This is a genomic window from Rhodovulum strictum, from assembly GCF_009649175.1.
GTDB lineage: Bacteria > Pseudomonadota > Alphaproteobacteria > Rhodobacterales > Rhodobacteraceae > Rhodovulum > Rhodovulum strictum.
Genome location: NZ_WJPO01000009.1, coordinates 19922 through 31922, shown reverse-complemented (window position 1 = coordinate 31922; position 12001 = coordinate 19922). Strand labels below are relative to the sequence as shown.

The 12001-nt window shown below is 66.5% G+C and carries 14 protein-coding genes; 1 reads left to right on the top strand and 13 read right to left on the bottom strand.

The annotated features are described in order from the left end of the window. Positions 1-203: 203 nt before the first annotated feature. The 7 genes from GH815_RS07800 to GH815_RS07770 all read right to left on the bottom strand — a co-directional run bounded on the left by GH815_RS07800 (position 204) and on the right by GH815_RS07770 (position 6893). On the bottom strand, positions 204-923 hold the full coding sequence (locus GH815_RS07800) for an ATP12 family chaperone protein (protein ID WP_153748206.1): 720 nt from the start codon (positions 921-923) through the stop codon (positions 204-206). Further along, a complete protein-coding gene (locus GH815_RS07795; protein WP_153748205.1) occupies positions 920-1591 on the bottom strand; it encodes an HAD-IA family hydrolase in 672 nt (223 codons plus the stop codon). Before GH815_RS07795 ends, GH815_RS07800 begins: the two co-directional genes overlap by 4 nt. After that, a complete protein-coding gene (locus GH815_RS07790) occupies positions 1588-2625 on the bottom strand; it encodes an RluA family pseudouridine synthase (protein ID WP_153748204.1) in 1038 nt (345 codons plus the stop codon). Before GH815_RS07790 ends, GH815_RS07795 begins: the two co-directional genes overlap by 4 nt. A gap of 186 nt (positions 2626-2811) precedes the next feature. Continuing rightward, a complete protein-coding gene (locus GH815_RS07785) occupies positions 2812-4134 on the bottom strand; it encodes a replication-associated recombination protein A (protein ID WP_153748203.1) in 1323 nt (440 codons plus the stop codon). Positions 4135-4143: 9 nt separating this feature from the next. Beyond that, positions 4144-5529, bottom strand: coding sequence for a Do family serine endopeptidase (locus tag GH815_RS07780; protein WP_153748202.1), 1386 nt, complete (start codon positions 5527-5529; stop codon positions 4144-4146). A 104-nt stretch (positions 5530-5633) separates the two neighbouring features. Next, on the bottom strand, positions 5634-6224 hold the full coding sequence (locus GH815_RS07775; protein WP_153748201.1) for an acyl-homoserine-lactone synthase: 591 nt from the start codon (positions 6222-6224) through the stop codon (positions 5634-5636). A 57-nt stretch (positions 6225-6281) separates the two neighbouring features. Further along, positions 6282-6893 carry a helix-turn-helix transcriptional regulator gene (locus GH815_RS07770; protein ID WP_153748200.1) on the bottom strand — a complete coding sequence of 204 codons (612 nt, stop codon included), beginning with the start codon at positions 6891-6893 and terminating at the stop codon, positions 6282-6284. Between the two features lie 89 nt (positions 6894-6982). On the opposite strand from GH815_RS07770, the gene GH815_RS07765 reads away from it, so the two are divergent. After that, positions 6983-7168: a hypothetical protein gene (locus tag GH815_RS07765; protein ID WP_153748199.1), complete on the top strand. Its 186-nt coding sequence runs from the start codon at positions 6983-6985 to the stop codon at positions 7166-7168. Positions 7169-7264: 96 nt separating this feature from the next. On the opposite strand, the gene rplQ is transcribed toward GH815_RS07765, so the two are convergent. The 6 genes from rplQ to secY form a co-directional block, all read right to left on the bottom strand. Continuing rightward, entirely contained in the window at positions 7265-7684 is a 420-nt protein-coding gene (rplQ, locus tag GH815_RS07760) for a 50S ribosomal protein L17 (RefSeq protein ID WP_153748198.1), read from the bottom strand. A gap of 160 nt (positions 7685-7844) precedes the next feature. Next, the gene (locus GH815_RS07755) at positions 7845-8861 is read right to left on the bottom strand and encodes a DNA-directed RNA polymerase subunit alpha (protein ID WP_153748197.1); all 1017 of its coding nucleotides are present in this window, start codon (positions 8859-8861) and stop codon (positions 7845-7847) included. A 108-nt stretch (positions 8862-8969) separates the two neighbouring features. Beyond that, positions 8970-9359 (bottom strand): 30S ribosomal protein S11, encoded by a 390-nt coding sequence (gene rpsK / locus GH815_RS07750; RefSeq protein WP_153748196.1) that lies wholly within the window; start codon positions 9357-9359, stop codon positions 8970-8972. Between the two features lie 15 nt (positions 9360-9374). Continuing rightward, positions 9375-9743 carry a 30S ribosomal protein S13 gene (rpsM, locus tag GH815_RS07745; RefSeq protein ID WP_343030714.1) on the bottom strand — a complete coding sequence of 123 codons (369 nt, stop codon included), beginning with the start codon at positions 9741-9743 and terminating at the stop codon, positions 9375-9377. A 187-nt stretch (positions 9744-9930) separates the two neighbouring features. Continuing rightward, positions 9931-10578 (bottom strand): adenylate kinase, encoded by a 648-nt coding sequence (locus tag GH815_RS07740; RefSeq protein WP_153748195.1) that lies wholly within the window; start codon positions 10576-10578, stop codon positions 9931-9933. Next, positions 10575-11933 carry a preprotein translocase subunit SecY gene (gene secY, locus GH815_RS07735; protein WP_153748194.1) on the bottom strand — a complete coding sequence of 453 codons (1359 nt, stop codon included), beginning with the start codon at positions 11931-11933 and terminating at the stop codon, positions 10575-10577. The genes GH815_RS07740 and secY overlap by 4 nt, the downstream gene beginning before the upstream one ends. Positions 11934-12001 lie beyond the last annotated feature (68 nt).

Genomic DNA, 12001 nt, shown 5'->3' with positions numbered 1-12001 from the left:
CTCTCGGGCGGCTTTTCTTGACCCCTGCGGGGTTTGGAAGGGAGGCAGACATAAGGCCGCTTCCCCCTCGGCGCGCCAAGTTTGGGCAAATTCCCGCCGACAGGTCAAGGCCGCACTGCCCCATCCGGGCCTGCGTCGGCACGCCATTCGCCGCAGCAGCGGCCCCGCCCGAAGAATGGGCAGTCAGGCGCCGGGACCGGGTCTCAGGCGGGCGGCGCGGCCAGATCGAGGAAGCGGCGGGCCTGAAGGAAGTCGCGCCGCCGGGCCGCCGCAACCTCGGCGGCCTCGTCATCAACGCCCCATTGCTCCTGCTGCCAAGTCTCGTCGATGCGCGAGAGATCCCACAACCGCTCGATCGGGGCCACAGCCCCTTCCAACGCCGCAAGCCCGATCACCAGCGACCCCGACAGCGCCACAAGGTCATGCAGCGCGGTCAGCGCAAAGGCGTCCTGCGCCGCGACCCGCCCGCCCAGCACGGCAAGACTTTCGCCGGGCTGGGCACAAGGCAGAACCCCGCGGCCCGGCCTGAGCGGCGCGCCCAGCGCCGTGCGCGCCCAGTCAAGCAGCGGATCCCAGCCTGCCGCCTGACGGGCGACCAGTTCGGCAGGGCTTTCGGCACGGTGACAGATCAGGTCGCTTTCGCCATACGCCGCGATCAGTGCCGCGACCTCGGCATGCTGGACACGCACCTTGTCGATGGCGGCATTGGCGGCGCGCGTGACGGGCATGGTCTGGGGCCGCAACGCGCCCTCCTGCGCGTTCCATTCCGCGGCCGCGGCCTCGGCCATGGCGCGGGTGGGCAGCACGAACTCGGCCTTGGCCGGGGTACGCACGGGCCGTCCGTCCAGCAGCACGGTGAACCCGTCCCCGGCCTCGGCCACATCGGCAGCCGTCCAGAACCGTTTCGCGGTCCATCCGCTCATGCGCTGCCTCCCCAGAGCCGGTCAAGCGCCGCGGGCAGCGCCCCGAAACCGTCGATCCGCGCATCCGCCCCGGCCAACCGGTCAGCCGGATGATATCCCCAGCCCACCGCCAGGGTCCGCACCCCCGCCGCGCGCCCCATCTCGATGTCGAACTTGGTGTCGCCGATCATCACCGCAGCGCCGGGCGCCACCCCGGTTTCCTCAAGCGCGGCCAGCACCATCGCGGGATGCGGCTTCGAGGGGTGATCGTCGGCATGTTGCAGCGTGTCGAAAAGCTGCGAAAGGCCATGCGCGGCAAGGATCGCCTCGAGCCCGCGGCGCGACTTGCCGGTTGCGATGCCCAGAACCACACCGGGGGCACCGGCCAGCGCATCAAGCGCCGCACGCGCACCGGGGAAAAGCGGCGATGCCTCGGTGCCGACACGCAGGCCGAAATAGGTCTCGCGATAGGCGTCCAGCATCCGGGCCCGGGCGGGTTCGGACTGGGCGGGAGCAAGCGTGGCGATGGCCAGCGGCAACGAAAGCCCCACCACGGACAGGATGGCCTCTCGCCGGGGGGCGGGCAGGTTCTCGGCGGCAAAGGCCGCCTCCATCGCCCCGGCGATATGGGACTGGCTGTCGACCAGCGTGCCGTCCACATCGAACAGCGCCAGCCTTGGGCCGGTCATGCGAGATCCTCGAACGGGTCGGCGGGCACGTCGCTTTCGGCCCAGCCCAGCATGTCCCAGGTGCGTTTCATGTGCTCGGGCAGCGGCGCGGTGAGGCTGAGCGCCTTGCCGGTGACCGGATGGACCAGCCGCAGGTATCGGGCATGCAGGTGCAACTTGCGGCTGATCTCGCCGCCAAGCTGCGCGCCCCAGCCCTCGCCCTCGTTCACCTGGCCGGAGCCGCCATATTTGCCGTCGCCTACGACGGGGTGGCCGATCTCGGCCATATGCGCGCGCAGCTGGTGGGTACGCCCGGTGACAGGAACCAGCGCACACCAGGACACCCGCTTGGCCAGCGACGACAGCACCGCGTAATCGGTGACGGCGCGCTTGGCGTCGGGGGTCTTGTCCACCTTGTCGGGATGGATGCAGCGCATCTTCTCGCCCTCGCCCCCGGTGCCATGGCCCGGCGCCTTCACAAGCCCGAACCGGATCGTGCCCATGGCCGGGCTCGGCACGCCCGCGACGGCGGCCCAGTAGATCTTGCGCGTCTCGCGCGCCCGAATGGCGGCGGTCAGCGCAGCCGCCACCGCACGCGTGCGCGCCAGCAGCAGCACCCCCGAGGTGTCGCGGTCCAGCCGGTGCACCAGCCGGGGCTTCTCGTCCAGCCCGAAGCGCAGCGCCTCGGCCAGCCCGTCGACATGGCGGGTCTGGCCGCTGCCGCCCTGCGTCGCCAGCCCCGGCGGCTTGTTCAGCGCGATGATATGGTCGTCGCGAAAAAGCACGGCCGCGCGGATCATCGCGGCATCGGCCTCGCTGACCGCGGCGCGCGGCGGCGCCTCGCCGGGCGCGGGCAGCGGCGGGACGCGCACCTGCTGGCCCTCTTCCAGCCTCGTGGCGGGTTTCACCCGGCCGCCATCCACCCGGATCTCGCCCTTGCGGCACATCTTCTCGATGCGGGTCTGGGGAACATGCGGAAAGCGCCGGCGGAACCAGCGGTCCAGCCGCTGCTCGCCCTCGCCCGAGGCGACGGTCAGGGTCTGCACGCCGGTCATGGCATCGGCCTCCGCGCCGCCGAAAGGATCGTTCCATTGCCTGTCATGGGCTTCCCATCTGCGCCTTGGCCGCAATTGTCAACCGCCCGCTCTTGCCTTCTTCTGGCCTCAAATATCCCGGGGGGTCTGGGGGGCAGCGCCCCCCAGCCGGTCGCCCTGGCGCAAGCCAGGGCGAAACCCCTGCCGCTACGACCCGCCGTCCTGCCGCTGCGCGCGCAGCTTGGTGAAATAGTCCAGCCGGCGCTTCAGCTCGCGCTCGAAGCCGCGCTCGACGGGATTGTAGTAGACCCCGCGCTTCATCGCCTCGGGGAAATAGTCCTGCCCCGAGAAACCGGCCTCGGTATCGTGGTCGTATTCGTAGCCCGCGCCATAGCCCTGCTCCTTCATCAGCCGGGTCGGCGCGTTCAGGATGTGCTTGGGCGGCGGTTCGGACCCCGTGCGTTTCGCCGCGGCCCGCGCATTCTTGTAGGCTGCATAGCCCGCATTCGATTTCGGGGCGAGCGCCAGATACAGGACCGCCTGCGCCAGCGCCAGTTCCCCTTCGGGGCTGCCGAGCCGCTCATAGACGGCCCAGGCATCCAGACAGATCGTCTGCGCCTGCGGATCGGCAAGCCCGATATCCTCGATGCTCATGCGGGTGATGCGGCGGGCCAGGAAGCGGGGATCCTCGCCCCCCTCCAGCATCCGCGCCAGCCAATAGAGTGCCGCATCGGGGTCCGAGCCGCGCACCGACTTGTGCAGCGCCGAGATCAGGTTGTAATGCGCCTCGCCCGACTTGTCGTATTGCGCGGCACGCCGTTGCAGCCGTCTGGCCAGCGCCTCGGGCGACAGCGCGCCCTCGACCGTCCACGCCGCGATCTGCTCGATCAGGTTCACCAGCGCCCTGCCATCGCCATCGGCCATTTCCAGCAATTGCTCGCGGGCCGGCCCGGTCAGCGGCAGCGCCCGGCCCAGCTCGTGTTCGGCGCGCTGGGCCAGCAGTTCCAGATGCGCCAGATCCAGCCGGTCCAGCACCAGCACCTGCGCGCGCGACAAAAGGGCGGCGTTCAACTCGAAGGACGGATTCTCGGTGGTCGCGCCGACCAGAAGGATTGTCCCATCCTCCATATGCGGCAGAAAGCCGTCCTGCTGGGCCTTGTTGAAGCGGTGGATCTCGTCGACGAACAGCAGCGTGCCCTGCCCGTTGGCATGGCGGATCCGGGCGGCCTCGAACACCTTCTTCAGCTCGGCGACCCCGGTGAAGATGGCGCTGATCTGGACGAAATGCAGATCGGTCTCGTCGGCCAGAAGCCGGGCGATGGTGGTCTTGCCCACGCCGGGCGGCCCCCACAGGATCAGCGAAGACAGGCTGCCCGAGGCAAGCATCACGCCAAGCGGCCCATCGGGGCCCAGGATATGCTCCTGCCCGATCACGTCCGCCAGCCGTCTCGGCCGCAGCCGGTCGGCAAGCGGCCGGGGGCCAGCCTTGTGGGGCTGCTCGGGCTCGATGCGGTCGAAAAGATCGGCCATGCCTGCCGCCTAGACCCGGAAGCGCAGCAGGCCGCGCCGGCCGTTCCGCAGGTATTCCACCTGCCAGTTGCGCCCGCCCGCGCGCGCGGCCTCGGCGACATCCCGGGTAGTCTGGATCGCGCGGTCGTTCATCTGCAACAGGATATCGCCCGCGCGCAGGCCGACCCGCGCGCCGACTTCGCCCGGATCGGTGACAAGAACGCCGGTCGCATCGCCGGGCAGGCCGGTTTCCTGCGCGACGGCGGGGTTGAGGTTGACCACCGACAGCCCCGCCAGAACACTGCGCCCGGCAATCGTCACGGGCGCGCGGGGCGGCGTCTCGGGCGGCGCGATCAGGACAACGCGCGCCTCTGCCTCGCGTCCCTTGCGCAGGTAGCGCAGGGCGATCTTGCCGCCGACACCCTCGGCCGACAGGCGAAACAGCATTTCCTGCGGCGTGTTCACCGGCGCGCCGCCAAGCTCAAGCACCACATCGCCCACCTTGAGCCCAGCCTTGCCGAAGGGGCTGTCGGCATGAATCTGCGTCAGCACCACCCCGCGCGGCAGGTCAAGACCGAATCCCTCGGCCAGCGCGGCATCGACCGACTGACCCGACACACCCGCCCAGGGGCGCTGAAAGCGGTCGCGGCCCTCGCGCGCCTGATCGACAAAGCGCATCACCAGGTTCGCCGGGATCGCAAAGCCAATGCCGTTCGACCCGCCCGAGCGCGAAAGAATCGCGGTATTGATGCCTACCAGCCGACCGGCCATGTCGACCAGCGCACCACCCGAATTGCCGGGGTTGATCGCGGCATCGGTCTGGATGAAATAGCCCCGCCCGCCCCCGATCGACAGGCCCGAACGCGCCAGCCCCGAGACGATGCCCTGGCTGACCGTCTGGCCCACACCGAACGGGTTACCGATGGCCAGCACCAGATCGCCCACCTCGACCGTGTCGGAGTCGCGCAATGCCAGCGCGGGCAGACCCTGCGCGCCCTTGAGGCGCAGGATGGCAAGGTCGGATTCCTCATCCGCCAGAAGCACCTCGGCATCGAACTCGCGCCGGTCCGACAGCACCACGCGAATCTCGGTCGCCTGGCCGACCACATGGTAGTTCGAAACCACCAGCCCGTCGCCGGACACGATCACACCCGAACCCAGCGAGTTCTGGACACGCGGCTGGACCCGGCCGAAATCGCGGAAAAGCTGAGAGAAAAACGGATCGTCCGCGAACGGGCCCAGGCGTTCGGCCACCACCCGGCGGGCGTAGATATTGACCACGGCGGGCGCACTCTGGCGCACCACGGGGGCAAAGGACAGCGCGATCTCGGCCGGGCTGCCCGGCACGCGCGGTTCCTCGGCCGCAAGCGGCGGGGCAAGGACAAGAAGGCAGAGAAGGACAGCGAGGCGGGTCATCGGCACAATCCGTTTTTTTGCGCTCGCCCAAGGATATGCGCGTGCGGACTGCCAAGTGCAATGACCGGACGGCCCCCGCCCTCGCGGCGGAGGCCGACACGCGGCTAGTGCAGGTTCGAGGCGAAGTTCATCGACACTACCTGGTTCTTGATGCCGTCGATTTCCATCACCGGGCCCTGCGCGGTCATGTCGATGCCGACGCGCTTGTACCACATGGTCCAGTTGGCGTTCAGCAGCGTCAGGCATTGCGTGGCGCCCAGATTGCGGGCCGCCTTGGCCAGTTCCTGCACGAGGTTGAAATAGATCGGCCGACGCTGGGCCAGCGGCACCCGCTGCGACACGAAGAGCCGCGAGCTTTCCCAGACGGTTTCGGCCACCGGTGCCTCGTCGTGCAGAAGGTTCGCCGGGATCGTGTCCAGCAGCCCCTTCTGCGCGTCGCGGATCATGTAGGTGTAGATGCCGCAGCGCGCCGTGGTGGGCGTCAGCCGGTTACCGGCCAGCACCTGCCCCAGCTCGTCATGGACGACGACCCAGCGGCTGGCGGGGGTGTCGTACTGATCGTATTCCATGCCCAGCGCCTCGGGCAGGTCCCATTTGTTGCGCTCGATGAACAGCTCGCGCCGCGCACGAAGCATGTTGGCGAACAGCTCGCCATGGTTGTGGATGTTTTCGAAGGAAAGGGTCGTGGTCTGCATAAGAGCCTCCTGCAGGGTTGGTGGTGTTGTCGAAAACCTTGCGGAGGGCGACGGCCGTCAAAGCAGCCTGTAATCCTTTGCGCGCTGAATCGCTTCGGCGGTCGTGCGCGCCATCAGCCGCTCGCGGGCAGATGCCAGACGAGCCTTGAGCGCACTTTCCGAGATCCCCAGCTTGCCGGCAGCGGCCGCATGGCGGTCGCCGTCCGCGATGCATTTCAGCGCCTCGATCTGAGCCTTGGTCAGCTCTTGCGGCGGCTCGGTCATGTCGTGCAACCGACGCACGAGGGACTCGATCTTGGCGATCTCGGCATCCTCGAATTCCCGATCTGCTCGTGCCGCGCTCGCAATGGTCCTGGAGGTGATCGGCCCCCAGGAGATCGTCACGCCGTACCTCAAGCCGAACCGCGCCGCTTCCTTGAGGATGCCGAACGGGTCGGGGATTGTCTGATTGCTCCACCGTGTCGCGCCGGTGGTTGAGAAGCCCCACGCCACCATCGGGTCGCGCAGGACATATCCATGTTCGGTGTAGTAGACCAGCCACTCCGGATCATACGTCTGGAAGGTCATCAGGGGGGACGTGAACCTGATATGTAGCCCGATGTTGTACCCCTGAGGAGCCAACGAGTCGAGAACCCTCAATTCCCTGTCAAACACCGATTTCTCGAACATGACTTTTTAGACAAGTTGCAGGATTTTCAGTCAACCTTAAATTGTCGCTGCGGAGACGCGCGTGAAGTCATAGTCTAAAGGAGTATTCGGTGCGTACAATCCACCCCAACCATTTCAATCGCCTCATGCGGCTGCCCGCCGGCATCCGCACCGACATTCTGGAATATCTGGGCGCGACGCCCGTTGCAGACGTCCAACTCGAACGAATGTTGCTCGATGTGGACCGCATGATCGAGGACAACCAGCCCCGGGCGGGCGCCGAGATCATGGCCTGAGAGGCACGGCCGGGGCGCCCGGCACGGACTGACCCCCGAAATGAAGAAGGCCCCACCGGCATGTGGGGCCTTCTTCGTATCCGGTGCCTGCGACGCTTAGTCCTCGGACTCGGCCTCGGCTTCGACCCGGGCGCGGTCGGCGGCGCCCTTCGCCTCGGGGTCACGGTCAACCAGTTCGACGATCGCCATCGGCGCCATGTCGCCATAGCGGAAGCCCGCCTTCAGGACGCGGACATAGCCACCCTGACGTTCGGCATAGCGCGGGCCCAGAACCTCGAAGAGCTTGGCAACATGCGCGTCCTGTTTCAGCTGCGCCGCGGCCTGGCGGCGGGCATGCAGGTCGCCGCGCTTGCCCAGCGTCACCAGCTTGTCGGCGATGCGCTTGAGTTCCTTGGCCTTCGGCAGCGTGGTCTTGATCTGTTCGTGTTCGATGAGCGATCCGGCCATGTTGGCGAACATCGCCTTGCGGTGCTCATGGGTGCGGTTCAGGCGGCGATAGCCGCGAGCGTGACGCATGTGTTTTCTCCGTCATTGCCCTCGTTGGGGCGGTTTTGCTTTGTCCGGCAGCCCATGCGTGCGGGCCGCTCTCCTTGGGGCGGAATGCCCGTATCGTCGCGGCGGTGGGTTGGCACCCACCCTACCCGTCTGGCGTAGGGTGGGTGAAATCCACCGTCCTTCAGAACTGGTCCTCGAACTTCTTGGCCAGATCCTCGATGTTCTCGGGCGGCCATTCCTCGACATCCATGCCAAGGTGCAGCCCCATGCCCGACAGCACTTCCTTGATCTCGTTCAGCGACTTGCGGCCGAAGTTCGGGGTGCGCAGCATCTCGGCTTCGGTTTTCTGGATCAGATCGCCGATATAGACGATGTTGTCGTTCTTCAGGCAGTTGGCCGAACGGACGCTGAGTTCCAGTTCGTCCACCTTCTTGAGCAGGAGCGGGTTGAACTCCAGCCCCTCGTCGTCGGATTCGCGGCTCGACGATTCAGGCTCGTCGAAATTGACGAAGATCGACAGCTGATCCTGAAGGATGCGGGCGGCGAAGGCCACCGCGTCATCGGGGGTCACCGAGCCGTCGGTCTCGATCTTGAGAGTCAGCTTGTCATAGTCGAGCACCTGACCCTCGCGGGTGGGCTGCACGTCATAGGCGACCTTCTTGACCGGCGAGTAGATCGCGTCGATCGGGATCAGGCCGATGGGCGCATCCTCGGGGCGGTTCTTGTCGGCAGCGACATAGCCCTTGCCGGTATTCACGGTCAGTTCCATGAACAGGTCGGCCCCGTCATCGAGATGGCAGATCACATGCTCGCGGTTCAGCACCTCGATCCCGGCGGTTTCCGAGATGTCGCCCGCGGTGACCACGCCCGGCCCCTTGGCCGAAACCGACAGCCGCTTGGGCCCCTCGACCTCCATCCGGAGCGCGACGCCCTTGAGGTTGAGCACGATGTCGGTCACGTCCTCGCGCACGCCTGCGACCGAGGAGAACTCGTGCAGCACGTTGTCGATCTGGACGGACGTGATCGCCGCGCCCTGCAGCGAGCTCATAAGCACCCGGCGCAGCGCATTGCCCAGCGTCAGGCCGAAGCCGCGTTCCAGCGGCTCGGCGACGACGGTCGCCTGGCGCGCGGGATCGTTGCCCGGCTTGATCTCGAGCGCCACCGGCTTGATGAGTTCCTGCCAATTCTTGTGGATCATGTGCGTCTCCTCAATTCCTGTCCTTCGCCCATGTCCGCAGCGAAGAACGCCCGAGGGAAATAGCGACGAACCCGGGCCGGGAATCCGGCCCGGGCAAAGAAGTCCCGATCAGACCCGGCGGCGCTTCGGCGGACGGCAGCCGTTATGCGCGATGGGGGTCACGTCGCGGATCGAGGTGATGTTGAAGCCGATCGAGGCCAGCGCGCGCAAAGCCGATTCGCGGCCAGAGCCGGGGCCCTGGACCTCGACCTCGAGGGTCTTGACGCCGTGCTCCTGCGCCTTGCGGCCAGCGTCCTCGGCGGCCATCTGCGCTGCATAGGGCGTCGACTTGCGCGAGCCCTTGAAGCCCATGGTGCCCGCCGACGACCAGGCAATCGCGTTGCCCTGCACATCGGAGATCAGGATCTTGGTGTTGTTGAACGAGCTGTTCACATGCGCCACGCCAGCGGCGATGTTCTTGCGTTCCTTGCGGCGGATGCGGGTCTTGTCGCGTGCCATCTGTCCTGCCCTCCCTTATTTCTTCTTGCCGGCAATGGCTTTTGCCGGGCCCTTGCGGGTGCGGGCATTGGTGTGGGTGCGCTGACCGCGGACCGGCAGGTTGCGGCGGTGACGCAGGCCGCGATAGCAGCCCAGATCCATCAGGCGCTTGACGTTCATCTGCACTTCGCGGCGCAGGTCGCCCTCGACGGTGTAGTTGGCGTCGATATGCTCGCGGATGGCCAGCACCTCGGCATCGGTCAGGTCGTTGACGCGGCGGGTGAGGTCGATGCCGACGGCCGTGCAGATCGCGTCGGCCGAGGCCGGGCCGATTCCGTGGATATAGGTCAGGGCGATGGGGACGCGCTTTCCGGTGGGGATGTTTACGCCAGCGATACGTGCCACGCGTGTCTTTCCTTTCGTTGCGGCTCCGTTGCGCCAGAGCCTTTTTTCACAACTGAGGCCCGAAAGCATGCTGCCTTCGGGCCGCTCTGCCCCTGCCACCCCGGCTTCCACCGCGTGCGACAAAAGGTCGATTCCTGTTCGAGACGCCGTGCCTAGGGCGAATCCCGTTTCGCGTCAAGGGGGAGTGTCAAGCCTTGTCAAGCAAAGCCTTGATCTCGGCCGAAACGGAGTCGATCTCGCCCAGCCCGTCCACGCCGGACAACTGACCCTTGGCGTGGTAATAGCCGATCAGCGGCGAGGTCTTCTTGTAATACTCCATCAAACGCTGGCGCAGGCTGTCGGCATTGTCGTCGGCGCGGCGGCTGAACTCGGTCCCGCCGCATTTGACGCATCTGCCATCGGCCGGAATCGGGCGGGTGTTGTCGTTATAGACCTCGCCACAGCTTGCGCAGGTCGAACGCGCGGTGATCCGCGCCACCAGGGCCTCGTCATCCACGCGCATCTCGATGACCGCATCCAGCCGTTGGCCGATGCTGTCCAGAAGCGCGCCCAGCGCGTCGGCCTGGGCCAGCGTGCGCGGGAAGCCGTCGAAGATGAAACCGCCGCCGGCACCGCCCTCGAGCTTTTCGGCGATCAGGCCGATCACGATCTCGTCGGTCACCAGTTCGCCGCGATCCATGACCGCCGCCACCCTCTTTCCCATCTCGGTGCCGGAGCTGCGCGCCTCGCGCAGCATGTCACCGGTGGAAAGCTGGGTCATGCCCCGTTCCTCCACGAGCCGGCGGGCTTGCGTGCCCTTCCCGGCCCCCGGGGGGCCCAACAGGATGATGTTCATCTGCGCGCTGTCCCTTTCCTTGCGCCTTTGCGCTTGCGTCTTAGTTGCGATTTCTCGATCAGCCCCTCGTACTGGTGCGCCAGAAGGTGGGACTGAACCTGCTGGATGGTGTCCATCGTCACCGAGACGACGATGAGCACCGAGGTTCCTCCGAAATAGAACGGGATGGCAAGCTGGGCGCGCAGGACTTCGGGCAGCATGCAAACCAGCGCCAGATAGCCCGAGCCGAGCACCAGGATGCGGGTCACGACATAGTCCAGATATTCCTGCGTCCGCTTGCCCGGTCGGATGCCCGGAACGAACCCGTTCTGGTTCTTCAGGTTATCTGCCACGTCCTCGGTCTTGAAGGACACGTTGAACGTGTAGAAATAGGTGAAGAAGATGATCATGCCCGAGAAGAAGGCAAGGTAAAGCGGCTGGCCGGGCCCGAAATAGGCCAGCAGCGCCGACATCACCGGGCCAGCCTGATTGTGCGAGAAGGTCGCGATGGTGGTCGGCAGCAACAGCAGCGACGAGGCAAAGATCGCCGGGATGACCCCCGCCGGGTTCACCTTGATCGGCAGGTGCGACGAGCCGCCATCATAGACCTTCATGCCGACCTGGCGGCGCGGGTACTGGATGTGGATCTTTCGCAACGCGCGTTCCATGAACACCACGAAGGCGATCGTCACCACCACCATCACCATCACGCCGATGATGATCGCAGGCGACAGCGCACCCGACCGGCCCTGGCTGAAGAACTGCGCCAGCGCCGCGGGGATTTCCGCGATGATGCCGACGAAGATGATCAACGAGATGCCGTTGCCGACGCCGCGCGCGGTGATCTGCTCGCCCAGCCACATCAGGAACATGGTGCCGCCGACAAGGGTGATCACCGTGCCCGCGCGGAAGAACCAGCCGGGATCCGAGGCAAGCCCCCCAGCCTCGAGGCTGACCGCAAGCCCGTAGGCCTGGAAGGTCGCCAGGAACACCGTGCCGTAGCGCGTGTACTGGTTCAGTTTCTTTCGACCCTGCTCGCCCTCTTTCTTGAGCTGTTCGAGCTGGGGCACCATCGCGGCCAGAAGCTGCACGATGATCGAGGCCGAGATATAGGGCATAATGCCGAGGGCGAAGATGCCCATCCGGCCCAGCGCGCCGCCGGTGAACATCGACAGGATGCCCCCCAGACCGGCCGCCGCCTGATCCATGAAGTTGCGCAGCTCGACGCCGTCGATGCCGGGCACCGGGATATAGGTTCCCAGGCGATAGACGATCAGAAGGCCGAGTGTATAGAAGATCCGCTGGCGCAGCTCGGTGGCCTTGCCGAAGGCCCCCCAGCTCATGTTCGCGGCCATTTGCTCTGCTGCAGATGCCATGCTGAGCCTCTGTTCAAGGACAACGCCGCCGAAACCGTCTTCCGGCTCCGGCGGCGCAATGGAAAACT

Coding starts and splice junctions, on each gene's coding strand:
- GH815_RS07800 (WP_153748206.1), bottom strand. CDS start 923: ATGAGCGGATGGACCGCGAAACGGTTCTGGACGGCTGCCGATGTGGCC.
- GH815_RS07795 (WP_153748205.1), bottom strand. CDS start 1,591: ATGACCGGCCCAAGGCTGGCGCTGTTCGATGTGGACGGCACGCTGGTC.
- GH815_RS07790 (WP_153748204.1), bottom strand. CDS start 2,625: ATGACCGGCGTGCAGACCCTGACCGTCGCCTCGGGCGAGGGCGAGCAG.
- GH815_RS07785 (WP_153748203.1), bottom strand. CDS start 4,134: ATGGCCGATCTTTTCGACCGCATCGAGCCCGAGCAGCCCCACAAGGCT.
- GH815_RS07780 (WP_153748202.1), bottom strand. CDS start 5,529: ATGACCCGCCTCGCTGTCCTTCTCTGCCTTCTTGTCCTTGCCCCGCCG.
- GH815_RS07775 (WP_153748201.1), bottom strand. CDS start 6,224: ATGCAGACCACGACCCTTTCCTTCGAAAACATCCACAACCATGGCGAG.
- GH815_RS07770 (WP_153748200.1), bottom strand. CDS start 6,893: ATGTTCGAGAAATCGGTGTTTGACAGGGAATTGAGGGTTCTCGACTCG.
- rplQ (WP_153748198.1), bottom strand. CDS start 7,684: ATGCGTCACGCTCGCGGCTATCGCCGCCTGAACCGCACCCATGAGCAC.
- GH815_RS07755 (WP_153748197.1), bottom strand. CDS start 8,861: ATGATCCACAAGAATTGGCAGGAACTCATCAAGCCGGTGGCGCTCGAG.
- rpsK (WP_153748196.1), bottom strand. CDS start 9,359: ATGGCACGCGACAAGACCCGCATCCGCCGCAAGGAACGCAAGAACATC.
- GH815_RS07740 (WP_153748195.1), bottom strand. CDS start 10,578: ATGAACATCATCCTGTTGGGCCCCCCGGGGGCCGGGAAGGGCACGCAA.
- secY (WP_153748194.1), bottom strand. CDS start 11,933: ATGGCATCTGCAGCAGAGCAAATGGCCGCGAACATGAGCTGGGGGGCC.